This is a genomic window from Chryseobacterium sp. Leaf405, from assembly GCF_001425355.1.
Classification (GTDB): Bacteria; Bacteroidota; Bacteroidia; order Flavobacteriales; family Weeksellaceae; genus Chryseobacterium.
In genome coordinates this window covers 541772-568160 of sequence record NZ_LMQN01000012.1, presented here as the reverse complement: position 1 = coordinate 568160, position 26389 = coordinate 541772, and the positions used below count along the sequence as shown (strand labels likewise).

The window sequence follows — 26389 nt, the reverse complement described above, 5'->3', positions numbered from 1 at the left end:
GCAAATTTCGACAACTAATCTCTGAAAACTTTTATATGAATTACTGTTTTTTTACCATTTTCACTGAATAGCTTACATCTGCATAATTCAAATAATTATTTAATCATATATGTGCAGAAAAAGAGCTTAAACAATATTTAAAAAATTTGATTTTTTCTTTTATTACAATATTTTGTAATAACCTACTTATTGATAAAAAGACTAAGAATCAACATGAAATTTTAGTAGATTTTGTGTGCTTTAAATAATCACAAATCAGAATTAGAAAAAATCTATAACTAAATATATATTCTTGATTTAGTAATAATAATGCCCAATTTACCATGGATTCTAACCTTTTTATCTTTTTGAAAATTTTAGTTATTTTTAAAATTTTATTAAAATTATCCTTACATACCACACTAATTTAAAAAAATTTGAAGTAAAATTTATAAATTTGCAAAAAAAATTAATTTACTATATGCGGAGAAAGATACTAATTCTATTAATACTGAATTTTTTCATTTTTTTTAATGCTCAAAACAAGTCAAATCTAAGCATCAATTCTATATCATTAAGCACGCTCGCAACAGAGTATCACAAGATATATCAGTCTGCAAAGGAAATCATTTCAAAACTAATGACCACTCCTGATACGAAGGCTGAAATAAAGAATTATGATTTTAAACCTTCCGGTCTTTCTTTGAATAAGTCTGATTTTTCTTTACATACAAAAAGCCTGGAACAAAAAAATAAAATACATCTTAACTGGGTTTCTGACATGAACTACAATTTCAGTCCGGGATTTGGTGATGAAGACAATGTATTTTACCGTGCAAGAGTATCTTCTGGACTGGACTGGCTGGCTTTGGGAGAAGGAAGCTCAAAAAACCAAAGAATGCAAAACTCTTTAAATGAAAGAGTAAGAAAAATTGATCTTTTAGAAAAATTGAAATACAAAAAAGAAATCAGCCACATGGCAGATCTTGATCAGGTAAGAATGACTTTTGATCAGAAAAAGATCAGTCTTTTATCCGATTATGAGAAAATTTTAAAACTTCTAAACGATTTTACGATCAATCAAAATAAGAGCGGGCTTAAAAATGACGCAGAAACCGCACAGTCTAAATATCTTCTGGACAAGGTTTCTATTGAGAAAAAGTCGCTGGAAAGTCTTCTGAAAACAGAAGATAAAAATACCGTTACGAAAGAAATTCTTACGGCTGATATTCCTGATCTTACTCCGGTAGAAAATATAAATTTCAATACATTGGTAAAGGATAAGGAATTTGCCTTAAAAATGGAGAAAGAAATACTGGATATTAAAAACAAAAGAGATAAACAGATTGATCTTAGGCTAAAATTTCGTTACAATTATTACTCAACATTGTCGAATGACAGAAATTTTGCCAGCGTAGGAGCTACAATTAATCTTCCCGTAAGCAGAAATAAAAATGATATTGAAAGTGAAAACGATCTTCAGGCAAAGAAAAATACGCTTCAGGATATAAAGACTATCTATCGCGACAAACTGAGCACTATGTTCAGAGAATATTACCTTCTGAAATCAGAAATAGAAATCCTGCAAAGTGAAAGTAATTATCTGCAGTCTGAACTTAAAGTAAATTCTGCCAACGAAAAGAGCAATACATTCAGTCCCGCATATTACCTGGCAACCGCTGAAAAATTTTTAAACAACCAAATACAGATATGTGATAAAAAATCTGATCTCTACGAAAAATATCTTGAATACAGAATGACATCTGGAACAGATTATAAAACAGAAGGTTTAGACAGTGTAGCCAATTATGACAATGCAGGGCACGAAACCTATATCTGGAGCAGTTTCTTTACGAATTATTCAAATACCTATATTATCGACCAGATGACTCACTGGCATGTGAACCGTGTTTTTCTTTCTGTAGGTAAAGTAACCGATATGGCGAAAGTCGCAGACTTTATGGCGATGGCTTCAGAAAATAATATTCAGGTATACCGTTTGATCGGTGAAAATTCTTTCGCAAAAACGGACAATGGTTTTGTAGATTTACAAATCTTGCTGGAGGAGGCAAAGATTCAGGGTTTTACAGGAATACACCTCGATATTGAGCCGCATACTTTTGACGACTATAAAACCAATATTGATCTTTATGCGCAAAGGCTAATCAACCTTTTTACCAACTCAAAAATTTGGTGCAATCAGAATAATATGGATTTGGGAGTAAGCGTTCCGATGCAGTTGCCGGCTGAGGTTGCCACGGCATTACACAATAATAACGTTATGACCTATATCATGGCTTACGACGTTCTAAGTCTGGATAAAAAACTGAACAAGACATTAACTATAAGAGACATACTGGGTCCCGATTATTATGTTTGGGTATTTCGTATCAACGATTTTAATGATTTTAATGATCTTCTGAATGCTGAAACGACGGTTCAGTCCGAAGGTGTTACAAAATTAGGATATTATGATCTTTCCCAAATGAATAATTTCAAACCATAATAATGGATATTAATTTTAACGACGATAAAATTACGGAGGTATCCTACGATAAACCCGTAAAAAAGAGGAAGTGGGACCGTTGGATATACTTTGCTATTTTACTATTGATTATATTCTCTGTTCTTAAATGGCTTATATCTTCTTGGATTTTTGATTATGCCGACGGATTTCTAAAGCAGCAGCAGTTTGATGTAAAATTTACAACAGATATAAGAATTCTTAATTATAATATAAAAGAAGATTCTCCCATAAAAATTGGGGATACACTTTTTAGCTATGAATTCTACGATACCAATCTTCGCCGTAACACCCTTCAGGATTCATTAAAAAATCTTGTTGGCAATGCTACTTTTGAAAATCATCAGGCTGAGCTAACTTCTCAGGTTTTAAAAAAACAAAGTCTTGTTGCTGATCTGAAAAAAAGAGTATCGTTCTGGAAAAGCGAAAAAAGCAGAAAAGAAAAACTGGTATATATCAATCAGATCACACCGAATGAGCTTGCCAATGTAGACCGCTCTATTGATGATCTTCAGTATGAGATTACCTCTCTGAATGCTGATATTAAAGCACTTAACAGTGAGATTCTTAAAACATCAGCGATTAATAACAACAAAAACATTAGAGCAAAAGCTGAAAATATAGTTTCTAATATCAAAAACTATTATGTGTCGCCTGTGAATGGGAAAGTAGACCGTTTCCGCGTCACAGATGGTCAGGTTGCTTATAAATCAGATATTATTACATCGGTGATTCGCAAAAGACAGTTTGTACAGGCATATATTGATATTGGAGATCTGGATGAATTTCATGAAGGAGATCGTGTTGCCATTAAGCTGCCGTACGGATTCAACAAAACCCTTACCGGAAAAGTGAGAAAAATCTACTCTATCTCCGAAATAAAGGATAATACCGTGATTAATAAAACGATAGATGACAATAAATACGGAGTGGTTATTGATATTGTACCAATAGACGGAAAGCCTTGGGAAGACGTGAAAATCAGTAATATTCCTGTGAAAGTAAGGAAACTTAAATTTACATAAACTATGCCCGAAAGAATACTGACCCTTGAAAACGGAATCAGAGCTCAATTACTGGATGAATGTATAGACAGAAATGAAATTCCTGATGCCGACAGTGCAGATATATGGATTATTAATAATGAAAAAGCTTGGGAAGTAAGAGAATTTCTAATCTCTGTGATCAGACATCGAGATCCAAAAATTTTTCTTAAACCGATTTTTCTGCAAAAAGATTTAAAGAAATTTTATAAAGAATATAAAAACTACAATCTTAAATATTTATGTGACGGTTATATCCAGAACGTAAATATTCAGAACAAAATACCTTATATAAGTTTTATTTTAAATGCTATAAAGAAACTGAATGAAGTTGTTCTGCAGGAAGATAATCTGCTGAAGAAAAACATATTATATTATTATTCAAGAAATAAAAATATAGAGTTCTATGAAAGTTCTGATGCTCTTAGCGGATATTCTTACCCAAGAATTGAAGCCTGCTATGATGGTACTATCGATGCATATGCCAACGGCAGAACTTTACTATATATTGGCTATAAAAGTGATCTCCTTCGCAGAAATTATGCAGATACCTCTCATATTTGCCATAAATGTAATTCCGGATTTCTGAATTACAGAGAAGAGTGTCCGAAGTGTCGAGAACACAATTTACAGGTAAGAGTATTGATCCATCATTTCAGATGTGCTCATGTAGCTACTGAACAGAATTTTGTAAAAGGAGAAAAACTGGTATGCCCCAAATGCAGTATGGAGTTGAAGAATCTCGGGGTAGATTATGACAAACCCGGTAAAATATTCTATTGTCTGAACGACATATGTGGAAATGAATTTCAGAAACCTTTAATCGGAGTGCATTGCATCAACTGCAAGACGGAACAGACCCCTTCTGAACTGAATGTGGAAAAAATCTATACTTATGAGCTTACACAGAAAGCGATTAACGAAATATTCAATTAAAAATAAGCGTGGAAAGTTTCTGGGAAATCATATTTTCTAATCTAAGATATTCAGATTGGTCTACAATTTTTAATTGGGGATGGTATGTATTTTTTATAGACATACCAAGATTTCTTATTCTCGAAATTGTCGTTCTTTTTGTAACCTTCAGAAAGCGTTTCATTAGCAAAGACAAATGGAAAGCTGCTCGTGAAAAGCTAATGAACGAATTTCCACTGATAACGGTTTTGGTTCCCGGACATAATGAGGGTAAGCACCTTCATAAAATGGTAATGTCGATGCAGAAGCAAACCTATAAGAATATCGAAATTATTGTAGTAGATGACGGCTCTACTGATTATACCGGGATAATAGGAGCAACTTTTGAGAAGAAAGGTATGATCTCAAAATTTTTGCGTTCCGAAATACGAGGCGGAAAAGCATCAGCAGCCAATCTCGGTCTGAAGTATTCGAAAGGAAAATTTATTGTTCACATTGATGCAGATTCATCACTTGATAATGATGCCATAGAAAAATCTTTACTCCCTTTCTATATCTACAAAGATCTTGGAGGTGTAGGCGGAAATCTGATGGTAAGAAATGACAACGACTCTCTTACATCAACCATGCAGTATTTAGAATACCAACAATCAATAAGCATATCAAGAATTGTAGTTTCTTCACTCGGAATTTACAAAATTATTTCAGGTGCCTTTGGGGTCTTTCCGAGACAGGTACTTGAAAGAGTTGGCGGATGGGATGTAGGACCCGGTCTTGATGGTGATTTAACCGTAAAGATCAGAAAGATAGGATACAATATTCATTTTGAGCAGACAGCAATATGCAATACGCATGTTCCCGTAGATTGGGCCAAACTTGCCAAGCAACGATTACGCTGGTCTCGTTCACTGATTCGTTTCAGGCTTAGAAAACATTCTGATATATGGATTCCTAACAAGAATTTCAGATGGTCAAATTTCTTCTCTTTCTTTGAAAATGTATTTTTCGGATTGGTTTTAGATATTACCTGGATGATTTATATGTTTCGAATAATAATTGAGAACCCAGAATTCTTACTTTTTTGGCTGCCTCTCAAATATTTAGTATATTTGCTGCTCTATTTCATGCAGTTCCTCGTTTGCCTGTTAATAGTAAAAAATAAAAAAAAATTTTTATCCAAAATTATATACGTGCCTCTTTATCCATTATACATGGGATATTTTATGCGTATCGTACGAACAATTGCCTATTTAGATGAATTCTTCTTTTTTGATTCTTACAAAGATCCGTGGAATCCTCAAAAAACCTCTAAAAAAGCTCGTGAATTCGGTGCATGACCTTTCAACAATAAAAAAAACCTTTATAAAATAATATTTATTCTTAATGACTAAAAAACTAAGCGTAGCAATGGGATTATTCCTTCTTGTTGCTGCAACCGGGTGTTCTTCAGAAGACACTTCTCTTTCTGAAAACAATGAGAGCTCCAATTCTATTACCAATGGAGATATTACTCTTCGATATGGGGGCGACCTAGCCAAAAATATCGAATTAAAGAATTCGGCAGTTGATTTTATTAAATTCGACCAAAGCGGGCAGAAACTTTCTGCAGCAACGAACAAAACAACCTATACTCCCAATCTTTCCGGTGCCATAGCAGCGGTTGGCAGTAACTGGTATAATATCAACAACGGAGAAACGTATTACATTGCGGAAGGTACAACCTTTACCGGAGGATTCAATTTTAACTCTGCAGGAAAAATCATCGTTCTTGGTGAGCTGGGAGGATCAAACTGGATCAATGTTCCCAATGGTGGTAAAGTAGAAGTAGGAAATAATGGTAAAATCTCAAGTTCAGCTAATTTTCACCTGAATTCAGGAGGAACATTGGATAACTACGGATTTGCAACTTACAGTACAGGATCTGTAGATGGAACCATTAATAATTTTAATAATCTGAACTTCAGCAATTCTGTAAGTCTTAACGGAGGATCTACAGTCAATAATCGTTGCAGAATGGTTTTCAATGCACAAAACAATTACCTGAACTCTAACCTGAATAACGAAGGTTATCTTACATTCTCCAAAGGGTTTAATGTAAACGGTTCAGGAGTATTGAATCTGAAGCCTCAGTCGTATACTGAAGTAACAGGCGGAAGTGTATCGGTAGACGGTAAAGTAAGCAACACCGGAAGCACTTTTGCAAGAATGGATTTTTCAAATATGTCTTTCGCAAATCTTAATGCTTCTCCTGCTTTCACAGGATTTATCGACATGAACTTTGTGAATACTTCTTATTCTGTATTACAGAGCAATAATAAAATCAACAATCAGGTTACATTAAATTCAAACGCATTTATCCCTGCTGCAGAATGTACTCCGCAAAAAGGAATTGCTCCTTGTGCAGATACTGAGTTACAGTTCACATTAGTGGCAAATGTAGTAAGCCCTTCGGTTACCAGCACTACACTTAGCGCAACGGGTGTTACGATGAATAACGGTTTCGCTTATGTATCTTACCATACAAATGATGCAACTGCCGGAAACAATACAAAAGGTGCTATCAGAATCATTAATGTAACTGATTATAATTCTCCTTCATTAGTGAGCGAAGCATTGTTCAATAATATTGAGTTTAATAATGTGGATGTTGCCAACAATAAGCTTTATGCAGTAGGTGGAGATAAAAACGGTGCAAAACTAGTTACTGCTCCGCTTTATAACAATATATTCAATACTCAGGATCTTTCTTCATTCCTGAACTATAAGCTTCCAAGCTCGACAGCAAAAAATTCATATTTCTACAATAATTATCTGTATGCATCAACTGGAACAACAGGTGGAGGATTCTTTAAACTTAATCCTAATGACGGATATTCTGTAGCAGAACAATTTAACTTTGCAGGAGACAGAGCAAAATATGTAGCGCACAATAATACTTATCAGGTATTTTTAGCTACTCAGGCAAACGGTGCTACACTTAGAATTGCTAATAATGACGGATCTAACGCAAAAGTATACACTTATAATACTCTTACACAAACTGTTACTGACGGAAAGAATGCAATTGTTCTTGATGATGAATATGTTTACCTTGCATTAAGCGACAAAGGGGTTGCAAAAATAAGACTAAGCGATGGTCAGCTGATGAGTACTTTTGTACCTAGAAACTTTAAAGTAAATAATCAGAATGTATTCAGCCAGACTGGACTTACCAATGCTGTTGCTGTAAACAACTGCTATCTTTATCTTGCAAACGGTACAGATGGTGTAATCGTTCTGAACAAAAACTCATTTAAAGTAGTAGGTTACTATAAACTGAATGGTTCTGCAAACTACATCTACATCAACAATAACCTTGCTTTTGTAGCGTCAGGAAAGGATGGTCTTAATATCCTTAAAATAAACTAATCGTTAATTGATTACATTTAACGAAATAAATTATCCGTCTCAAAACTGAGACGGATTTTTTTATTTAGTAACCTGATAGAATGAAATAATTTAAGTGAAAAATTTAAAATTTTGTGTTAAATCAGATTATCAGACAAACTCTTATTCTTGTTTAACTGCTTTTGCATACACTTCCAAAGCTCTCTTTCTGGCAAAAGTATGCTCCACAATCGGTTCGGTTTTCAAATCTTTTTCCGAAAGCCACGACTTAATATATTTTAAATCTTTATCAAATTTTTTAGTTTGCTCAGATGGATTAAAAACTCTAAAATAAGGTGCTGCGTCACATCCACAACCTGCTGCCCACTGCCAGTTTCCATTGTTCGATGACAATTCATAATCCAGTAATTTTTCAGCAAAATAAGCTTCGCCCCATCGCCAGTCGATCAACAGATGTTTGGTAAGAAAACTTGCAACTACCATTCGAACCCTGTTGTGCATAAATCCGGTTTCATTCAGCTGTCGCATTCCCGCATCTACAATCGGATAGCCCGTTTTTCCTTCACACCAGAGCTTAAATTCTTTTTCATCATTTCGCCATTCGATATTTTCATATTTTTCTTTGAAAGAATGATGAACAACTTTCGGATAATGAAATAAAATCTGCATAAAAAACTCTCTCCAGATCAATTCATTTAACCATGTTTCATTATGTTTCAAAGCAAAATCAACACATTGCCGGACAGAAATTGTTCCGAAACGAAGAGCCACGCCCAAACGAGTTGTATGATTCAAGCCCGGAAAATCTCTGTACCGACCATAGTCATCGATAATTGATTTTTCCAAGGTTGGTTTTTTATACTCAATATCAGTTTTTTCGAAACCAATATCTTTAAGGCTGAGAAAAGCAGGAGCAGAATATTTTAAAAATTTCGAAAAATCAGTTTTAAAATGTTCAAATTTTAAAGCTTTAAAATTTTCTTTCCAAACTTTAGAATATGGTGTATAAACGCTGTAAGGCGATCCGTCTTTCTTTACTACTTCACTTTTCTCAAAGATCACCTGATCTTTAAAATCCTTAAAACCTATATTATTTTCATGAAGAAATGCAGCGATTTCCTGATCTCTTTTAATTGCCTGAGGTTCGTAGTCTCTATTACAAAAAACAGAATCAATGTTAAATTCTTTGGCTAAATTTTTAAAAATATCCGCAGGCTTTCCTTTAAATGTTGAAATACCACTCTTATGTTTTTTCAATTCATCATGAATTTCACTTAAAGCCTGATGAATATAATCTACCCTTTTATCAGCTTTATTTTCAAGATGACTTAGAATTTCAGTATCAAAAATAAAAATTGGTAATACCTCCAATCCCGACTGTAAAGCTTGATGTAACGCCGTATTATCTTCAAGTCGTAGATCTCTGCGGAACCAGAAAATATTTATTTTATTTAAATTTTCAGGCATATTTACACTTTATTATTAAATCTGGTTTCTAAAATTTGGTAACGGTAATTAAAAATATCTTCCAGCTTTTTCTTTACTAAAATTATATGGGCAATTTCTCCCAAAAAGCCTAAAGGTAATTCGTAATCTACCGTATCTTTCATCAAAACGCCGTTTTCATTTTCTATAAATTCATGATGATGATGCCAAAGTTTGTAAGGTCCTTTCTTTTGAAAATCGGTAAAACTTTTCTGAAAATCAACCTGAATGATTTCTGTTTTCCATTTCATTTTTATTCCCAATAATGGCGAAACGAAATAATCAATGATCATTCCCTCAAAAATTTCATCGTTTTCAAAATGAGTCAATACAGTAAATTTCATTTCTTTCGGAGTAATTTCCGATAGATTATTGGCTGCTGAGAAAAATTTCCAGGCAGTTTTTATATCACAATTAAGCTGCTGCTCGCGATAAAGTCGGTGCTTCATTACATTTATTTTTGATGATAATTCATAAAGCAGATTTTAATGATGATGAAAATAAGCTTCCTTATCCATCTTAATTCTGCTTTTAATAAAAACAAAAACAGGTATGCAAAAATCAGACTAAAAATTTTCGTTAAAAATTATTTATAGTGTAAAAATATTCCATAATCAGAAGGAGTCCAAAGCGCTGCTTTTTGTCCGGCAGATTTCAATGCATTATTTGCCCAGGTATTGCAGGTATCAAGGAAACTGTATTTTCCGTTGGCATCGTAAAAAGCATCATTATCACTATAAACTGCATTGGTAGGAATCAAAATAAAGTTTCCGTTTTGATCTTTCTCAAATTTATTTTCAACAAACTCAACCAATTTTTTATACTGCTCTTTGCTAATCATTATTTTTTTGCAGTCATCACCTTCTTTCATCGTTCTGTAATATGAGCAGTGCATTGCTGATTCGCTCAACCAAAAAGCGGCCTTAAATGCTGTTGAAAACTTTAAATCTGCCCAAGTCGGGGTGTCGAGATAGAAACCTTTGTCGCCCCAGCCAATCCCGACATAATTATAATCGGTTTTCTTAGATTTTATATTGTTGAAAGGAATTTTTGCGCTCCAATCCTGCAAATCATTTTTCACAGGCATCACAATATCGGTATGAACACCGTTGGTATAAATATAAATCGGAATTTCTTTTTTCTGTCCGTCATCCTTCGCTGAAACCTCTATGAAAGGCAATAAAAATCCCATCGCAACGTACAAAACAACGATCCCTATAATAATTCCTAAAGTTTTGAGAATGAGAAACAGCATCTTTTTCACAGTCATGTTTTTAATTATATTAATAAAAATTTAATCTACAATTTTCAGTAAAAGTATTTGTTTTAATTGGAAAAATTGCTACATTTAGTTACGAAATACACACAAATATGCACAAAAACGTAAAATCAAACAAAAGATTAAAAGTAAGAGTAAAAGTAGCTCCAAAAAGAACGCAGAAAAAACGTTGATTTTTGTGAAGATCTGATTTCCTGAAAATCAGTTTTTCCTTTTATTACTATAAAATCTTTACCTCTTTGAATCTAAAAACTCAAGGAATGGTCGTTTAACCTCTTTACTTTGGAACACCTGAAATTCCAGATGAGGTTTTATCACCAAAAATTTTAATCTTATTTCGAAAAATTCTTCCGAATTACTCTCCTAAAAATTCTATATTTCGCTTTAATCCTGCAAATTTCGTTCGTTTCACGGGTGACTTTCTGAAAATTTCTGAAAATAATTCCTGTGTTAATTCTTTCCACTCTTCTTTCTTGAAATTCTTCAACGCTTCATTAGGTTTGAATTTACTTTGCTTATTGGGCACAGAAAATCTGTTCCATGGGCAAACATCCTGGCAAACATCGCAGCCAAACATCCAATCATCCATTTTATCTTTAAAATAATCGGGAATTGCATCTTTCAATTCAATCGTCGCATAGGAAATGCACTTGCTTCCGTCTACGATTTTGTCTGAAACAATTGCATTGGTAGGACAGGCATCGATACATTTTCTGCAAGTTCCGCAATGATCGGTAGTTTCATGATCCGGAATCAATTCCAGATCACAGATAATTTCAGCCAAAAAATAAAAGGAACCGTTTTGTTTTGTAATTAAATTAGCATTCTTCCCTACCCATCCGATTCCTGATTTTTTCGCCCAGCTTCTTTCCAAAACCGGTGCAGAATCTACGAAAACACGGAAACTAAATTCTCCGATTTCTTCCTGAAGTTCCGTAACCATTTCACGCAGAATATCTTTAATCACTTCATGATAATCTTCTGCATAGGCATATTTTGAAATCTTGAAATTCTCTAACGTCGAAATTTTTTCTTCAGGAAAATAATTATAGGAAAGAGAAATTACTGATTTTGAACCTTCTACCAATAATCTAGGATCAAGTCTCTTGTCGAAATAATTTTCCATATATTTCATTTCTCCATGAAAATTATTCTTTAGCCAATTTTCCAAAGGTTTTGCATCTTCTTCCAAAAAATCTGCCTTTGAGATACCACAATTCTGGAATCCAAAACTTTTTGCTTTGGATTTAATGAGTTGTGAATATTTTTCAGCGTTCGAATTCATTATTTTACCTTGCAAAACTAAGATTATTTTATAAATTTGTTTGGACTTTGAACGATCGAATTGCTGTATGGCTTTTTCAGATGGTTCGGATCTAATTTTTAACTCTTAAATATTAATATAATTATGTCTTTATCAGAAGTTTTAAAATCAGGAAATTATGAATTAATCGACGTTCGTGAACCAATGGAATTGGAAATGGACGGTCATATAGAAGGTGCTAAAAATATTCCTTTAGGTGAAGTGGAAGAAAGACAGGATGAAATCCTTTCTTTCGAAAAACCGGTCATTATTTTCTGCAGAAGCGGAAACAGAAGCGGGAAAGCTTTGGAATATCTAAACACTCAAGGCTTGAAAGACGGTCATAACGGCGGAGGCTGGGCTGAATTGAAAGCTACAATTGAAGCAAATCAAGGAACTTTTTAAGTTCCTTTTTTTATCTAAATTATTTTAATGATGAATCTGAAAGAAAGATTTCTGCAAAACTGCTTTCAATTTACTCAGGATCGAAATCTTATTGAAAATTTATGGTCTGAAATTGAAAAGAAATATTCTGAAAAAGGCAGGCACTATCACAATCTTGAACATCTAGAAAATATGTTTACTGAACTTGATTTTGTAAAAGACAAAATTTCAAGTTTTTCCAATGTTTCATTTTCAGTTTTTTATCATGATGTTATTTATGATTCAACTTCTAAATCCAATGAAGAAAAAAGTGCAGAGTTTGGGAAATTAAGATTGCAAAAATTAAACTTAGATCAAGATTCTGTTGAACAAATTTCAGATCAAATTATCGCTACAAAATCTCATCGAAATTCTGAAGATAATGACACTAATTATCTATTAGATGCCGATCTTTCAATTCTCGGAAAAGATTGGAAAACTTATCTTGACTACACGAAAAAAATCAGAAAAGAATATTCTATTTATCCTGACCTTTTATATAAACCGGGAAGAAAAAAAGTTTTAAAGCATTTTTTGGAACTGGAGGATATTTTCAAAACAGAAGATTTTAGAGAAAAATATGAAGTTCAGGCAAGAGAAAATATTCAACTTGAAATTGATCATTTATAGAATGGTATTAAGTTTTGGCTAAAGCCAATTATTTTGCTTTGAATTTAAATTTTATTTATAAATTCAATTGATTTTTCCAAAATCAGCTCCGGAATTTCTTTATGCGGTGTATGACCGACATTGGGAATGATAAATTTTTCAGCATTTCCGCTTACCTGAGAAATTGTTTTTTCAACCTGATGTAATGTTCCGTATTCATCGGCTTCTCCTTGAATGAAAAGTAATGGATTTGTAATGTTTTTTAATAAATATTCTATATTCCAAGATCTGAAACGATCACTCAGCCAAATTTCAGTCCATGCTTTCACCATCATTTCTACTTTATCCCCATGATATTTCTGTAAACGCTCAGGAAGGTTTGTCGTACGATAAGCCTGTAAAGCACTTTTCACCCCATTTACCGTTACATCTTCAACGAAAATATGTCCGGCTTCACAAATGGTAGCCTTTACTTTTTCAGGGTATTTTGAGGCTGCGATTAATGCAATTGTCCCTCCGTCACTATGACCGAAAAGAATTGTTTCCTTTATATTTAATTCATTTAGTAAATCATTCAACAAATCAGCCTCAGATTGCATATAATTATTTTTTCTTTCGTGACTCAACATTGGAAAAGACTTTCCGTAACCCAAACGATCATAGATTAAAATATTACATTGTGTTGCTTCCGCCAATTTTGTAGGAAAATCCCTCCAAAGCCGAGTACAGCCTAAAGAATCATGCAAAAAGACAACCGTCGGTTTATTTTTAAATGAATTATTGTATTCTATATAAAGTTTTTTACCATTTACATCGATAATCCTATCTTCCATTAATATTATAAACTTGGATTATTTGCTTCATTAAATTCTTTCAACAAATTCTGAAAAACAGTTTCCACTGGTAAAACATCATCAATCAAAGCAGAAACCTGTCCGATTTCTAGTTCGCCGTCCTCCATATCACCTTCAAACATTCCTTTTTTGGCTCTTGCACGCCCTAAAGAAGCAATTAAAGATTCTTTATTTCTTCCAACATTATAGATCTCTTCCAACTCATTAAAGAACTTATTTTTAACCATTCTTACAGGTGCTAATTCTTTCAACGTTAAATGGGTATCACCTTCCTGAAGTTCTGTTATTTTTTGTTTCCAATTGTTGTGTGCGCTTGCTTCTACAGTTGCCGCAAAACGAGAACCGATCTGAACTCCGTCTGCACCGAGAATCATTGCCGCTTTCATTTGGGAACCTAAAGCAATTCCACCTGCCGCGATCAATGGTTTTGAAATATGTTTTCTCACGTTAGGAATTAGACAGAAAGTCGTTGTTTCGTCCCTACCGTTGTGACCGCCCGCTTCAAAACCTTCAGCAACGATAGCATCAACTCCCGCATCTTCACATTTCACTGCAAATTTTGTTGAAGAAACTACGTGAGCTACTTTTATTCCTTCCTTTTGAAGAGTTTCAGTATAGGCTTTAGGACTTCCGGCAGATGTAAAAACTATTTTCACACCTTCTTCCAAAATAATATTGATAATTTCTTCTAAATTTGGATAAAGCAAGGCGACATTTACGCCAAAAGGTTTATTGGTCGCTTTTTTACATTTCTGAATGTTTTCTCGCAAAATATCGGGATACATACTTGCTGAACCAATTAAACCCAATCCGCCACAATTTGAAACCGCAGAAGCCAGCTTCCATCCGGAATGCCAGATCATTCCTGCCTGAATAATAGGATATTGTATATTAAATAGCTGTGTAATTTTATTTTGTTGTGACTGCATCTCGTGAAGCTTTTTTGCTGAATTAAAATCTATGAAATTGCTCATGCGTAAAAATAATAAAAACTACCGTCTCAGAAGACCTTTAAGCATAAAAAAACCTCCAGAAATTCTGAAGGTTTTTTTCTTTATTTTTTAATTGAATCTTTTTTCCAGCTTCCTTTAAAATTACAAGAATCATAACGGCCGTCTATGGAAATAAATGTTGTCGGAAGTTTTGAATTGACAAACTTTTCAACCATTTCATTTCGCTTTTTGTTAAGCGCCATTTGTTTTATCCTGTCATAATCTGTTTCCAAAGTAATTTGGTGAGCAGGAATAACATCTTCAATTTTTACAATTTTCACCACTTTTCTCTTTCTTTCATCTTCATCATCAAAAGCTGTCGTGATATCTCCTTTATTCAAACCTGCCAATTCATAGCTGATTGTTCCTGGAATTGTTTCTCTTTCGATCTTATTAGAACCATCAGACCCCGGAATTACCCCGGCATTGAACTTCGTTTTTTTATCATCAGAATATCTGTAAGAAGCATCTTTAAATGAAATTTTCCCATCAATAATCAACGTTCGGATACTATCAAGTTTTTTTCTTGCTGTAGCAATCTCACCGTCCGTAGGTGTGGCTTTCAACAAAATGTGTCTCGCATCATATACTTTACCTGATTTTTTAACCAACATAATTAAGTGGTAACCAAATTCAGATTCTACAGGGTCAGACATCTCACCTTCCTGCAAGTTAAGCGCAGCAGCTTCAAACGGCTTTACCATCTGTCCTTTATTGATGTTCTTGTAAAAACCACCGTTCGCCGCAGAACCTTCATCTTCAGAATAAATTCTTGCCTGGCTCTCAAAAGTTTCTCCTCCCTCGATATCTTTTTTAATCTTTTTAAGCTTGTTGATAAGCTCTTCTTTATGAGCTTCCGTCAACGTAGGATTCATCACAATCTGAGATAATGAAACTTCATCCTTAATTTCCGGTAACTGTGTTTTAAACTGATTAAAGAAGTCTGTTACTTCATTGGGAGTAACATCTGCTTTTTCTGTAATTTTCTGATATTTAGCCTGTCCGTAGTATTGATCGGTATCAATTTTCTCGATGGCATTTTTCATTTCATAACCATTTCTGAATTTGTAAGCCGTCAACATCGATTTTTCGTCAGGAAACTGAGAAAGCAACTGCTGATATTTAGAATTTACGCCTTCTTTAATTGAAGCCGTACGGTTATCAATTAAAGTATCTCTTTTTGCTTCGTAAACAAGAAGCTTATTATTCAAAAGATTTTCCAAAAACTCGCACTTATCTATATTAGAAGCTCCCTGCTGTTTTGCATAGTTCATCTGCTCATTTACATCCGATTCCAGCACAATTTCATCACCGATTACAGCAGCAATACCATCCACTAATTCTCCCGGCTTCAGCTGAGCTTTCATCATATTTGTTGCGAACAACATAACGAAAATTCCAAAAAGAAAAGTGATCTTAAGTTTATTTGTCATTTTACTATTTTAAACAAGTTGCAAATTTAGAATTCTTAATGAATTACATTGCATTTTTTATTATAAATATTTCTTAAAAAAGACGTATTTATTGTACTTCAAGGTCGAAAGTTGTTAATTCTTTAAATTGTTTCAGTCTGCTGAACACCTCTGCTTCATTTACTTCCTGAATTCTTTCTGTCCCGAATTTTTCAACCGTGAAAGAAGCCATTGCAGAACCAACGATTAATGCAGATTTCATGGTTTCGAAATCAATTGTTCCTTTTTTAGCTAAATACGCTGCAAAACCTCCTGCAAAAGTATCTCCCGCTCCAGTAGGATCGAAAACATCTTCCAATGGCAACGCAGGAATGGCAAATACTTTATGATCGTGGAAAAGTAAAGCACCATGCTCTCCTTTTTTAATGATAACATATTTCGGTCCCATTGTGTGGATTTTCTTAGCAGCTTTCACCAAAGAATATTCACCTGAAAGTTGTCTTGCTTCTTCATCGTTAATGCTTATTACATCTGTTTTAGCAATCATATCCATCAAAATATCCAACGCAGAATCCATCCAGAAATTCATTGTATCAAGGATAACCAATTTCGGACGGTTGTTCATTTTTTCAAGAACTGATAATTGTACGCCAGGGTGAAGGTTTCCTAATAATAAGATCTCTGCATCCTGCATAGAATCAGGAATTTTTGGATCGAAGTTTTCTAAAACATTCACTTCAGTCGCTAAAGTATCTCTTGTATTAAGATCATTGTGGTATTTTCCTGACCAGAAGAATGTCTTTCCTTCTTTTACGATTTCGATTCCTTCTATATTTACATCTCTGCCTGTAAACATATCAAGGTGTTCCTGTGGAAAATCTTCTCCTACTACAGAAACAATTCCAGATTTTACGCCCAAAATAGACGACGTAATTCCGATATATGTTGCTGCCCCTCCTAAAATTTTATCTGTCTTCCCAAATGGTGTTTCGATTGCATCGAATGCAACACTTCCTACAACTAAAAGTTTCATATTTTTTTTCAAAGTATATTAAAAGTAAATTAATTTTTCCATTCAAATGTGTCCAGCAGATGTTTCATATCTTTTTTGATATAATCTACTGCCGGAGCCAAAGAATCCGGTTTTGGTCTTGTGTTAAAGTATAAATAAGCAGTCACGAAATGTTTTGTGCTGTCTGTAATGTAAAATTGAAGATTAGAAGCACTTTGTCCTTTCAGTTCATAGAAATTTCCATATACCTTTTTTGCAGGATATTCAAAAGATTTTGTATCGATTGAACTGGCTTTAATGGTATGTTCGTACACCATTTTTTCAGCTTCTTTAATGTGATCAGCAAAGTCGTTTTGAATCGGATAATACGTCACAAAAAGCTTTGCTTTCATTTTCGGATAATTCAGATAATACCAGCAAGGACGCTTGGCATCCGTCATTTTAGCAAAATTTGAGTATTCAAAGGTATAATTACAGTTTGATTCAAATTTCTGATATTTCGGCGCAGGATATTCCAAACGGAGTTCTCCGTAAGGTTTTGGAACAGCATCCTTGTTCCCACAGGAAAATAAAAGCAATGAAGCAAATATAAAGATGACTTTTTTAATCATTTTGCAAAAGTACAAATTAGATTTCAGATTTCGAGAGACAAATTTCAGGATTTCAATGGGTTTTGGTCTGAATAAAATTATTTTTAACGCACAAGGCACTAAGATTTTTTTGACTCCTAACCTTTTTATGTTCGCAAATGCATTTCACTTAACAAAGAACATCACGTTTGTCATTCTGAACAAAGCATAATCAAAGTGAAGAATCTCAATTACATTTTAGAGATTGTCGCTTCGCTCCTCGCAACGACATTACAGAATTCGATACGCCATATGATAATTTTGGATATAATTTTCCAGAGGTTTTGGGAATGATTTTTCGTGAGAACTTTCAACATCAGTTACAATATAATTATTTTCAGCAATAATATTTTCCCAAACCGATTCTGAATCAACCTCAACATTAAAAATTTCTATGCTTAAATTTTTATGAGTCAGTTTGTGATTGATCGTTTTTACACTTTTAATAAAAGGAACTAATTCATTGGAAATTTCAGGTAAAAATTCAAATAGTTTTTTCCAGATAAAATCATCCTTTCTTTGCTGAATTAAAAATTTACCATTTCTGTGAACGAAATAATATTTCAACTGTAAATCTTCTGCCTTTACTTTTTTTGTCTTCACAGGAAATTCTGAGATTTTATTTAACGAAAAAACTAAACAGTCTTTATTCAATGGGCATTTTCCGCAAAGAGGATTTTTAGGTTTACAGATTTCTGAACCCAGATCCATCATTGCCTGATTAAAATCGCCTACATTTTCAGGTAAAACCAAATGTGCCAATTCAGAAAAATAACTGAAAGCCCTTGAATTGGAAATATCAAAATCATCCGCAAAAATTCGACTCAGAACACGATAAAAATTGCCGTCAACTGCAGGCATTTTTCCATCAAAACAAATACTGGAAACTGCTGCTGCCGTATATTTCCCAACACCTTTTAATTTTAAAATTTCTTCGTATTCATGAGGGAAAACTCCGTGATAATCGGTCATGATCTGTTGAGCGGCTTTATGAATATTAATCGCTCTGGAATAATATCCCAAGCCTTTCCAATAGAGCAAAACCTCATCTTCCTGAGCCTCTGCCAAGGTTTTTACATCCGGAAATCTTTTAACAAAATTATTGTAATGACCTAAACCCTGAGCAATTCTTGTCTGCTGAAAAACAATCTCGCAAATCCAGATTTTATAAGGATCTTTCGTCTGTCTGAAAGGCAAATCTCTGGCGTTTTCTTTGTACCAACTGAGAAGTTTATTGCCGATATGCCTAAAGTCTGAGTTTTCTATTTTTTCCAAAAGTTTCTTCTTCATTTTTAATGCTTCAACTCTGCTCAGCATCTTTTAATATATGCAAAGATAAAATTTTATTTATCAGCTTTCACAGAATAAACCGGTGCTGCTTTTAACCATTGATATTTAAGATTCATTTCTTTGGCAATGAAGCGATATCCTTCTAATTTTTTAAGATAAATGTAAGAAGTAGAATATTTTTTAAATTGTAATTTCTGATTGGAAAGAAACTGCATCGGAAAAATCACGACGGAATCACGGGTTGTTTTAAGAACTTTCCCGGAAGTAACCTTATAAATAAAAACCGACTGTCCGCGATCTGTAGATTGATCGATCAGATTAATATCAGAACCCGAAACTACCATATCACTGGCATCGAAGCATTCCTGAGGTTTCATAATGTAAGCTTTTCCTTCTACTCTTTCATCTGCAAAAAGATCAACTTTGAAATCTTTCTGCACTTTTTTGTCTTCACAGCTGAAAGCGACCAGTAGTATTGGCAAAATGTAAAATAACCTGCCTTTCATAGTACTAATTTTAATGATTTGGTAGAAAAAAACCGATGTAAAATTGCATCGGTTTTCTTTATTATAATTTGAATTATATTAATCCTGAATATATTCTGCATCCCATTCGTTTCCGTCATCCCCTTTGTGTCCGTCCAATTTAATAACGAAACTTTTTGTTGGGAAATAAGGTGTTAAACGAATATCTAGCCAAACTCTGTCTTTATTTACTCTATCCTGCTCGAAACGAACGATTTTGAATTTTTCAATCAGTTTGTCTGCTCCTTTTATACCGTCTAAGAAAGTAACAATTTGTCTTCTCAAATCGTCTTCGTTCTTTGCATTCCAGTTTTCGAAAGCTCTTCTGTTTAAGAAATCAAGTAAAACTTTCGTAACATAATCGAATACCCGAACTACTGAATAGGTCTGAAGACCAATATTATCTCCTGTAAATAAAGTTTTTGCGGAGAAAGCCATGATTTTTCCATATTCATTAACCATAGGAACCAATCCCATTTTTTCTAACTGAGAAATTTCGCTTTTCTTCAGTTCGAATTTTACGGCATCAACCTCGTTAATGTTACCATGTTTTTTACCCGCAGCAACCTGAGACATTAATGTTTTATGAATTTTTCCTGCCAATGAAGTTGAAGGTGGAAGCTCTACGTTTTCTTCTTCGCCCACTTCTTCAGCTTTTCCACGACCTACCAGCCAGTTACACGTCATAATTACATTACTTCTGTGCAATTCGCCACCTGTAAGATTCGCAGAATGGAATAAATCTACCACATCATCCGGCTTATCAAGATTAGCAAAATCCGTAACCATCATTACTTTATTCTCGTTACAGATCTTCGCCCATTTTTCAATCACTTTGTTTGATCCCAAATAACCCGGAATTGCAAGAATAGAATAATTATCTCTAAGATCTAAACGGTCATAATAATTTTTAAATTCTTCGGCAACAGCGTCGATAAACAAAGGATTATCCAAATCTGAAACCTGTTCCAGACTTGCATTCACAATGCTTACATTATCAACTTTATCAAGCTCGGTATTTTTATAGAATTGAGCAACAGTTCTGTAGTTTGTTTCCAACTGACGAACGGAGTCCAAGGTATTTTTTAAATTCTTTTTTAAATTTTGATCTGCTGCCTGCGCTTTTGTTTTGCAGACATCAGCCATTTTATCAGCAGATTCGTTTCCTTCCAGAAGATTCATCCAAAGATTAATTTTCTGTAGAAGTTCTTTTCTTTCGTCTGATTTATTGGCATCGGTAAGGAAAATTTCCTTCCTGGCTTTTCTCGTCGGGTTCATGTTTGCGATTCCGTCTACAACGGATTCTACAAAACCAAAACCACCTATTTTATTAAGTTCAGCAAGCGGATTACCCTTCGGTTGACCTGCGTGTTGCTGTTGACCTTGTTGTTGGCCTTCAGCTGCCTGTAATTTGCTATCCATGATTAATGTAAAGTCTTTAGATTATTTTTCAAGTTCTTGTGCCACATCTTTCAGTACTTCAATGAATGCAGCTCTGGTCTGATCATTCTCCAACATATTACGCAGAATTTTATTCGTTTTCAGCTGGCGCACAATCTTGTTGTACTGTTCTTGCTCCATGCTGAGCTGTTGCAAATAATCTGATTTCTGAGTAAGACTTTTGGGAGTAAAATCCGCAAGATTCTGAAAACGGAATTCCTCTTCTACCACGTTGCCATCTTCCGTCTCGTGCTGTACAGCCACAGAAGGTTGGAAATGTCTGAAGACGTCATCCACAGTCTTTAATCCTGTTACAATTTCAGGGACGTAAGATTCATCGGTTGTAAGCTGGCTTACAATCAGCGACTTATTCTCCTGTATCTCCTGAATAGCTTCATTAGCGTCTACTTTTACCTCGTTTCCGCCAACGCCATAATTAAACATTGCCATATTATTATTATTTTGAGATTTTTTTGTTTGGTGTGAATCGTTTTTATCAGCATCAAATAACTGACCAATCCAATGTTTAAATTTAAAAAAAAACTGTAACATACAAAATTTTGTTAAGATTTTTCTTGAAATATAAAATTAATAGATTAAATATCAATCAAATTTACAATTCTATTGATGTCACTAATCTAGGAAAAATAAACAAAAAACGCACCATTTCTGATACGTTTTCTTTTCTAACAATTTTTGGCTTGTCTTACCAAATTTTTATTCTCTCCTCAGGAGCTTTATACATTTTATCTCCCGGTTTTATATCAAATGCTTTGATGAAAGAATCCTGATTTACCAACGGACCGAATGCTCTGAAAACTCCCGGTGAGTGCGGATCTGTTTTCACCTGATTTGTCATATACTGATCTGTAGACTTTGTTCTCCAAACGGTTGCCCAGCTCATGAAAAATCTCTGATCCTGATTGAATCCACTGATTAAGCCCGGATTTCCGTTATCTTTAAGATACATTTGAAGAGCATCGTAAGCCACTGCCACTCCGCCAAGGTCACCTATATTTTCACCGCTTGTAAATTTACCGTTTACAAAACTTCCTTTTACCGGTTCGTAAGCACTATACTGAGCTGCCAATTGTCCCACTTTTGCGTCAAAGTTTTTACGGTCTGCATCCGTCCACCAATTATTCAAGTTTCCATCTCCGTCGAATCTTGAACCACTGTCGTCAAAACCATGAGAAATTTCGTGACCGATAACCGCACCGATCCCACCAAAATTAACTGCAGCATCTGCTTTTGGATTGTAGAAAGGAGGTTGAAGAATGGCAGCAGGGAAAACAATTTCATTATTTGAACCGTTGTAATAAGCATTTACCGTTTGCGGTGTCATTCCCCATTCAGTTTTGTCAACAAGTTTTCCTACTTTATCTAAACTTCTCTGATATTGCCAGGCAGAAACATTCTGAAGATTAGAATACAGAGTTCCACCGCTCGTTGAAGATTCCACTTTTAATTGGGAATAATCTTTCCATTTATCAGGATAAGCAATTTTTACCGTGAATTTTGATAATTTATCCTGAGCTTTCACTTTCGTTTCAGGAGACATCCAATCCATATCATTGATGTGCGTTTTGAATGACTTCAGAATGTAATCAATATAGGTTTCCATCTGCTGTTTTGCTTCAGGAGTGAAATATTTCTCCACATATAATTTTCCGAAAGCTTCACCCAAAACACTGTTTACCAAAGAAAGTCCTCTTTTGTCCATCGGGCGCTGTTCTTTCTGACCTTGCAAATATTTAGAATAGAAATCGAATCTGATCTGCTCTAAATTTTCATCCAGATTACTAGCATTACCATTAATTAAATGATATTTCAAATAATCTTTCAGCAAAGGAAGGTTCTTTTGAGTTAAAAAAGAATCCATATTTTGGTAATATTTCAATTCACCAACGATCACTTTATCGGTATTAACTCCGGCATCTTTTAGATATTTCGGAAGGTTGATATTTTTAACCAAAGCCGGTAATTCTGATATCATTTTTGGATTATATCTTAAATTAGCATCTCTGTTTTGCTCTAAAGTCAATAAATAATTTGCCAATTGTTTTTCGAATTCAACAACATTTTTCGCCGCTACATCAGAATTTTTATATCCTAAAACTCCGAATAATTTTCCGACATACGTTTGATATTCCGCTAAAGTTTTTGTATTAGCTTCATTTACTTTCTGATAATAATCTCTTCCCAATCCAAGATCCGGACCGCCAAGATAGACTGCATTCATTTTAGAATTCTTCATGTCTGCTCTTACGCCCCATCCGTAGAAAGAATTATCACCCAGTTTTGTTGCTTCCAACAAATATTTCTGAAGATCACTAAGGTTTTTGATCGCATCAATTCTTGCTAAATCTCCTTTGATTGGTGCTAAACCGTCTGCATTTCTTTTACTTGTATCCATAAAAGAAGCGTACAGATTCTGGATCTTCTGACCTTCAGAACCCGCTTCATATTTTTCGGATAAAATTTTATTTAAAATATCCAAAGAAGCATCATCTACATTTTCTCTCAACGCATTGAAAGATCCCCAACTCGCTTTATCAGAAGGAATCTGAGTGGTTTTCACCCAATTTCCGTTTACGTAGCTAAAAAAATCATCCTGCGGACGAACAGTTTTATCCATATAAGATAAATTGATGCCCTCTTCTTTCACTTCCAGTTTTTCAGGTTTTACAATTTCTAATCCATTCATCGGCTCAGATTTTTGAGTACTGGCAGTTTTTGTTGTTCCACATGAATTTAAAAATACCAAACCCGAAAGGGCAAGTATTCCAATATTTAGCTTTTTCATTAAAAATAATTTTGATTTTACACACACTTACCAAATATACGAATTTAGATTATAAATGGTTAATGATTTGTTTAAACACGAATTGCATAAATATTTTAAGAACATATATCAAATTAAGTTTTGGCTAAAGCCGGATTTTGAAATGAAAGAGTGAAACTATAGCCCGATTCAAACAATGTTTGAATTTATTTTTAGGATTCGGCGGCGGCAAAGCCGCCGCCNATGATGGGGTAATTTTAGGAGTTTTGGCAAACTTTAGGTGAATAATTTCATCAGAGATCCTTACACTCAGAAACACAGTTTAAAAGTTAATTTTTATACTGTAGCGAGTGTGGAAAGCAGTAAAAAGCTTCAAATAAAAAGCAAAAAAACCGCTCATTGCTGAACGGTTTTGCTATTTATTGGTATTGATTACCAGATTTTAATTCTATCTGCTGGCTTTTTATAAAGCTTGTCTCCTTCTTTTACATCAAATGCTTTGTAGAAAGCATCAACATTTGTTAACGGTCCGAAACTTCTGAAATATCCAGGAGAGTGCGGGTCTGTTTTCACTTGATTTACCATGTATTTTTCACTAGACAATGTTCTCCAAACCGTTGCCCAGCTTAGGAAAAATCTCTGATCTTGTGTGTAACCGCTAATCGATCCAGGGTTTCCTTTATCTTTCAAATACATTTGCAATGCATCGTAAGCGATATTTACACCACCTAAATCGGCAATATTTTCACCGTTTGTGAAAGTTCCGTTTACATTAGTTCCTTTTACCGGCTCATATTTGTCGTACTGAGCAGCCAAAGCTTTAGTTGCTTTTTCGAAGTTAGCTTTATCTTCTGGAGTCCACCAATCTACCAAGTTACCATCTGCATCGAATTGTGCACCGGAATCATCAAATCCGTGGCTCATTTCGTGACCGATAACCGCACCGATTCCACCGAAATTCACTGCAGCGTCAGCTTTAGGATTGAAGAAAGGCGGCTGAAGAATTGCAGCAGGGAAAACGATCTCGTTGTTTACCGGGTTGTAGTAAGCATTTACAGTTTGCGGAGTCATTCCCCATTCTGTTTTGTCAACCGGTTTTCCGATTTTTGCTAAATCTTTGTTATACTGCCATTCTGAAATATTCTGAAGGTTAGAATATAAATTTCCACCTTTAGCTTCAGAAGTGATATTTAATTTTGAATAATCTTTCCATTTGTCGGGATAAGCCACTTTTACAGTGAACTTATTCAGTTTTTCCATTGCTTTTACCTTCGTTGTAGAAGACATCCAAGTCAATCCGTTGATGTGAACGGCAAAACTTTTCTTTAAATAATCGATTAATTCCACCATCTGCGCTTTCGCTTCAGCAGGGAAATATTTTTCAACATATAATTTTCCGAAAGCTTCACCTAAAGAACCATTGATTAACTCATATCCTCTTTTATTCAAAGCTCTCTGCTCCTGCTGCCCTCTCAAATATTTACCATAGAAAGCAAATTTTATGTCACCCAGTTTTTCGCTTAAATAAGAGGCACTTCCGTGGATCATGTGAAATTTCAAATAATCTTTAATTACAGGAAGAGTTTTTTCATTCACTAATTTATCGAAATCCTTATAATATCCGATTTCTCCGATGATTACTTTATCTGTGTTTACGCCAACTTGTTTAAGATAAGCAGGAAGATCAACATCTTTTACCAGAGTTTTCAGCTCAGCCATTGTTCTTGGGTTGTACTGAAGCGTGTTGTCACGGCTTTGCTCGTTGGTAAGGTATGTTTTTGCAATGCTTTTTTCGTAGTCTACAATTCCTTTTGCAGCAGCGTCAGCATTTTTATATCCTAATTCTTTCAACATAGAAGCCACATACTTTGTATATTCTGCAAGAGCTTCTGTGTTTTTTTCGTTTACTTTCTGGTAATAATCTCTTCCTAAACCAAGAGATGCATTCCCCAAATAAACAGCATTCATTTTAGAATCTTTCAAATCTGCATCTATTCCCCAACCGTACAGTGTATTTTCACCTTCTTTGGTTACAGAAGTTAAATAATTCTGAAGATCTTTAAGGTTTTTAATCGCATCAATTTTGTTGATATTTGACTGAATAGGCTTGATTCCGTCTGCATTTCTCTTCTGCATATTCATGTACGTTGCGTACAGATCCTGAATCTTTTTACCCTCTGTTCTGTCAGCAAATTTATCCTTCAAAAGAGAATTCAAAATCGTCATTGAATTGTTGTCTGTATCATCAGCCAATTTATTGAAACTTCCCCATGTTGGTTTATCAGAAGGAATTTTGGCAGTTTTCATCCAAGTTCCACTCACATAGTTATAAAAATCATCTTGCGGACGCACTGATTTATCCATCAAGCTAAGGTCTAAACCTTTGTCTGTCGCCTGAGCGTTCACCGTCTGTGAACCGATTCCTGCTAATAAAGCCAAAGAAAGCGTTAATTTTTTCATTATAATTACAATTTAATAATAAGTATAACTTTTTTTAATTTCGT

At 34.3% G+C, this 26389-nt stretch carries 22 protein-coding genes; 7 read left to right on the top strand and 15 right to left on the bottom strand.

The genetic code is table 11. The annotated features are described in order from the left end of the window. Positions 1-619 precede the first annotated feature (619 nt). The 5 genes from ASG22_RS08805 to ASG22_RS08785 are packed head-to-tail and all read left to right on the top strand — an operon-like array spanning position 620 to position 7869. On the top strand, positions 620-2485 hold the full coding sequence (locus ASG22_RS08805; protein ID WP_055983089.1) for a hypothetical protein: 1866 nt from the start codon (positions 620-622) through the stop codon (positions 2483-2485). A 2-nt stretch (positions 2486-2487) separates the two neighbouring features. Next, entirely contained in the window at positions 2488-3528 is a 1041-nt protein-coding gene (locus ASG22_RS08800; protein WP_055983087.1) for an HlyD family secretion protein, read from the top strand. 3 nt (positions 3529-3531) lie between these two features. After that, a complete protein-coding gene (locus ASG22_RS08795) occupies positions 3532-4482 on the top strand; it encodes a hypothetical protein (RefSeq protein ID WP_055983086.1) in 951 nt (316 codons plus the stop codon). Between the two features lie 8 nt (positions 4483-4490). After that, positions 4491-5798, top strand: coding sequence for a glycosyltransferase family 2 protein (locus tag ASG22_RS08790; RefSeq protein ID WP_131726174.1), 1308 nt, complete (start codon positions 4491-4493; stop codon positions 5796-5798). 46 nt (positions 5799-5844) lie between these two features. Then, positions 5845-7869, top strand: coding sequence for a hypothetical protein (locus ASG22_RS08785; protein WP_055983084.1), 2025 nt, complete (start codon positions 5845-5847; stop codon positions 7867-7869). 141 nt (positions 7870-8010) lie between these two features. Here ASG22_RS08785 and ASG22_RS08780 read toward each other — a convergent pair whose 3' ends face one another. The 4 genes from ASG22_RS08780 to queG all read right to left on the bottom strand — a co-directional run bounded on the left by ASG22_RS08780 (position 8011) and on the right by queG (position 11897). Next, positions 8011-9315: a cryptochrome/photolyase family protein gene (locus ASG22_RS08780; RefSeq protein ID WP_055983082.1), complete on the bottom strand. Its 1305-nt coding sequence runs from the start codon at positions 9313-9315 to the stop codon at positions 8011-8013. A 2-nt stretch (positions 9316-9317) separates the two neighbouring features. Further along, positions 9318-9782: an SRPBCC family protein gene (locus ASG22_RS08775; protein ID WP_055983080.1), complete on the bottom strand. Its 465-nt coding sequence runs from the start codon at positions 9780-9782 to the stop codon at positions 9318-9320. A gap of 137 nt (positions 9783-9919) precedes the next feature. Further along, positions 9920-10597, bottom strand: coding sequence for a TIGR02117 family protein (locus tag ASG22_RS08770; RefSeq protein WP_055983520.1), 678 nt, complete (start codon positions 10595-10597; stop codon positions 9920-9922). Positions 10598-10967: 370 nt separating this feature from the next. Continuing rightward, positions 10968-11897: a tRNA epoxyqueuosine(34) reductase QueG gene (gene queG / locus ASG22_RS08765; RefSeq protein ID WP_055983078.1), complete on the bottom strand. Its 930-nt coding sequence runs from the start codon at positions 11895-11897 to the stop codon at positions 10968-10970. 123 nt (positions 11898-12020) lie between these two features. On the opposite strand from queG, the gene ASG22_RS08760 reads away from it, so the two are divergent. Together ASG22_RS08760 and ASG22_RS08755 are read left to right on the top strand one after the other, a co-directional pair. Then, positions 12021-12320, top strand: coding sequence for a rhodanese-like domain-containing protein (locus tag ASG22_RS08760; protein WP_055983076.1), 300 nt, complete (start codon positions 12021-12023; stop codon positions 12318-12320). A gap of 27 nt (positions 12321-12347) precedes the next feature. Further along, positions 12348-12968, top strand: coding sequence for a hypothetical protein (locus ASG22_RS08755; RefSeq protein ID WP_238586884.1), 621 nt, complete (start codon positions 12348-12350; stop codon positions 12966-12968). Positions 12969-13012: 44 nt separating this feature from the next. Here the strand turns inward: ASG22_RS08755 and ASG22_RS08750 are convergent, their stop codons facing one another. From ASG22_RS08750 to ASG22_RS08700, 11 genes are all read right to left on the bottom strand, one after another. Next, positions 13013-13780, bottom strand: a complete 768-nt coding sequence (locus tag ASG22_RS08750; protein ID WP_055983073.1) for an alpha/beta fold hydrolase — start codon at positions 13778-13780, stop codon at positions 13013-13015. Positions 13781-13785: 5 nt separating this feature from the next. Continuing rightward, a complete protein-coding gene (locus ASG22_RS08745) occupies positions 13786-14775 on the bottom strand; it encodes an NAD(P)H-dependent flavin oxidoreductase (protein WP_238586883.1) in 990 nt (329 codons plus the stop codon). Between the two features lie 80 nt (positions 14776-14855). After that, positions 14856-16226: a peptidylprolyl isomerase gene (locus ASG22_RS08740; RefSeq protein ID WP_055983071.1), complete on the bottom strand. Its 1371-nt coding sequence runs from the start codon at positions 16224-16226 to the stop codon at positions 14856-14858. 88 nt (positions 16227-16314) lie between these two features. Further along, positions 16315-17238 carry a PfkB family carbohydrate kinase gene (locus ASG22_RS08735; protein ID WP_055983069.1) on the bottom strand — a complete coding sequence of 308 codons (924 nt, stop codon included), beginning with the start codon at positions 17236-17238 and terminating at the stop codon, positions 16315-16317. 29 nt (positions 17239-17267) lie between these two features. Next, positions 17268-17828: a gliding motility lipoprotein GldD gene (gldD, locus tag ASG22_RS08730; RefSeq protein ID WP_055983067.1), complete on the bottom strand. Its 561-nt coding sequence runs from the start codon at positions 17826-17828 to the stop codon at positions 17268-17270. 249 nt (positions 17829-18077) lie between these two features. Beyond that, positions 18078-19136 (bottom strand): A/G-specific adenine glycosylase, encoded by a 1059-nt coding sequence (gene mutY, locus ASG22_RS08725; protein WP_055983515.1) that lies wholly within the window; start codon positions 19134-19136, stop codon positions 18078-18080. A gap of 53 nt (positions 19137-19189) precedes the next feature. After that, the gene (locus ASG22_RS08720) at positions 19190-19642 is read right to left on the bottom strand and encodes a hypothetical protein (RefSeq protein ID WP_055983065.1); all 453 of its coding nucleotides are present in this window, start codon (positions 19640-19642) and stop codon (positions 19190-19192) included. A 78-nt stretch (positions 19643-19720) separates the two neighbouring features. After that, entirely contained in the window at positions 19721-21082 is a 1362-nt protein-coding gene (locus tag ASG22_RS08715; protein WP_055983063.1) for a DUF5458 family protein, read from the bottom strand. Positions 21083-21103: 21 nt separating this feature from the next. After that, positions 21104-21652, bottom strand: coding sequence for a type VI secretion system contractile sheath small subunit (locus ASG22_RS08710; RefSeq protein ID WP_055983062.1), 549 nt, complete (start codon positions 21650-21652; stop codon positions 21104-21106). Between the two features lie 154 nt (positions 21653-21806). Then, the gene (locus tag ASG22_RS08705; RefSeq protein ID WP_055983060.1) at positions 21807-23906 is read right to left on the bottom strand and encodes a M13 family metallopeptidase; all 2100 of its coding nucleotides are present in this window, start codon (positions 23904-23906) and stop codon (positions 21807-21809) included. 411 nt (positions 23907-24317) lie between these two features. Next, positions 24318-26345, bottom strand: coding sequence for a M13 family metallopeptidase (locus ASG22_RS08700; protein ID WP_055983058.1), 2028 nt, complete (start codon positions 26343-26345; stop codon positions 24318-24320). Positions 26346-26389 lie beyond the last annotated feature (44 nt).

Coding starts and splice junctions, on each gene's coding strand:
- queG (WP_055983078.1), bottom strand. CDS start 11,897: ATGAATTCGAACGCTGAAAAATATTCACAACTCATTAAATCCAAAGCA.
- gldD (WP_055983067.1), bottom strand. CDS start 17,828: ATGATTAAAAAAGTCATCTTTATATTTGCTTCATTGCTTTTATTTTCC.
- ASG22_RS08700 (WP_055983058.1), bottom strand. CDS start 26,345: ATGAAAAAATTAACGCTTTCTTTGGCTTTATTAGCAGGAATCGGTTCA.
- ASG22_RS08750 (WP_055983073.1), bottom strand. CDS start 13,780: ATGGAAGATAGGATTATCGATGTAAATGGTAAAAAACTTTATATAGAA.
- ASG22_RS08800 (WP_055983087.1), top strand. CDS start 2,488: ATGGATATTAATTTTAACGACGATAAAATTACGGAGGTATCCTACGAT.
- ASG22_RS08775 (WP_055983080.1), bottom strand. CDS start 9,782: ATGAAGCACCGACTTTATCGCGAGCAGCAGCTTAATTGTGATATAAAA.
- ASG22_RS08720 (WP_055983065.1), bottom strand. CDS start 19,642: ATGAAAGGCAGGTTATTTTACATTTTGCCAATACTACTGGTCGCTTTC.
- ASG22_RS08715 (WP_055983063.1), bottom strand. CDS start 21,082: ATGGATAGCAAATTACAGGCAGCTGAAGGCCAACAACAAGGTCAACAG.
- ASG22_RS08735 (WP_055983069.1), bottom strand. CDS start 17,238: ATGAAACTTTTAGTTGTAGGAAGTGTTGCATTCGATGCAATCGAAACA.
- ASG22_RS08745 (WP_238586883.1), bottom strand. CDS start 14,775: ATGAGCAATTTCATAGATTTTAATTCAGCAAAAAAGCTTCACGAGATG.
- ASG22_RS08805 (WP_055983089.1), top strand. CDS start 620: ATGACCACTCCTGATACGAAGGCTGAAATAAAGAATTATGATTTTAAA.
- ASG22_RS08760 (WP_055983076.1), top strand. CDS start 12,021: ATGTCTTTATCAGAAGTTTTAAAATCAGGAAATTATGAATTAATCGAC.
- ASG22_RS08740 (WP_055983071.1), bottom strand. CDS start 16,226: ATGACAAATAAACTTAAGATCACTTTTCTTTTTGGAATTTTCGTTATG.
- ASG22_RS08795 (WP_055983086.1), top strand. CDS start 3,532: ATGCCCGAAAGAATACTGACCCTTGAAAACGGAATCAGAGCTCAATTA.
- ASG22_RS08705 (WP_055983060.1), bottom strand. CDS start 23,906: ATGAAAAAGCTAAATATTGGAATACTTGCCCTTTCGGGTTTGGTATTT.
- ASG22_RS08755 (WP_238586884.1), top strand. CDS start 12,348: ATGATGAATCTGAAAGAAAGATTTCTGCAAAACTGCTTTCAATTTACT.
- mutY (WP_055983515.1), bottom strand. CDS start 19,136: ATGAAGAAGAAACTTTTGGAAAAAATAGAAAACTCAGACTTTAGGCAT.
- ASG22_RS08780 (WP_055983082.1), bottom strand. CDS start 9,315: ATGCCTGAAAATTTAAATAAAATAAATATTTTCTGGTTCCGCAGAGAT.
- ASG22_RS08710 (WP_055983062.1), bottom strand. CDS start 21,652: ATGTTACAGTTTTTTTTTAAATTTAAACATTGGATTGGTCAGTTATTT.
- ASG22_RS08785 (WP_055983084.1), top strand. CDS start 5,845: ATGACTAAAAAACTAAGCGTAGCAATGGGATTATTCCTTCTTGTTGCT.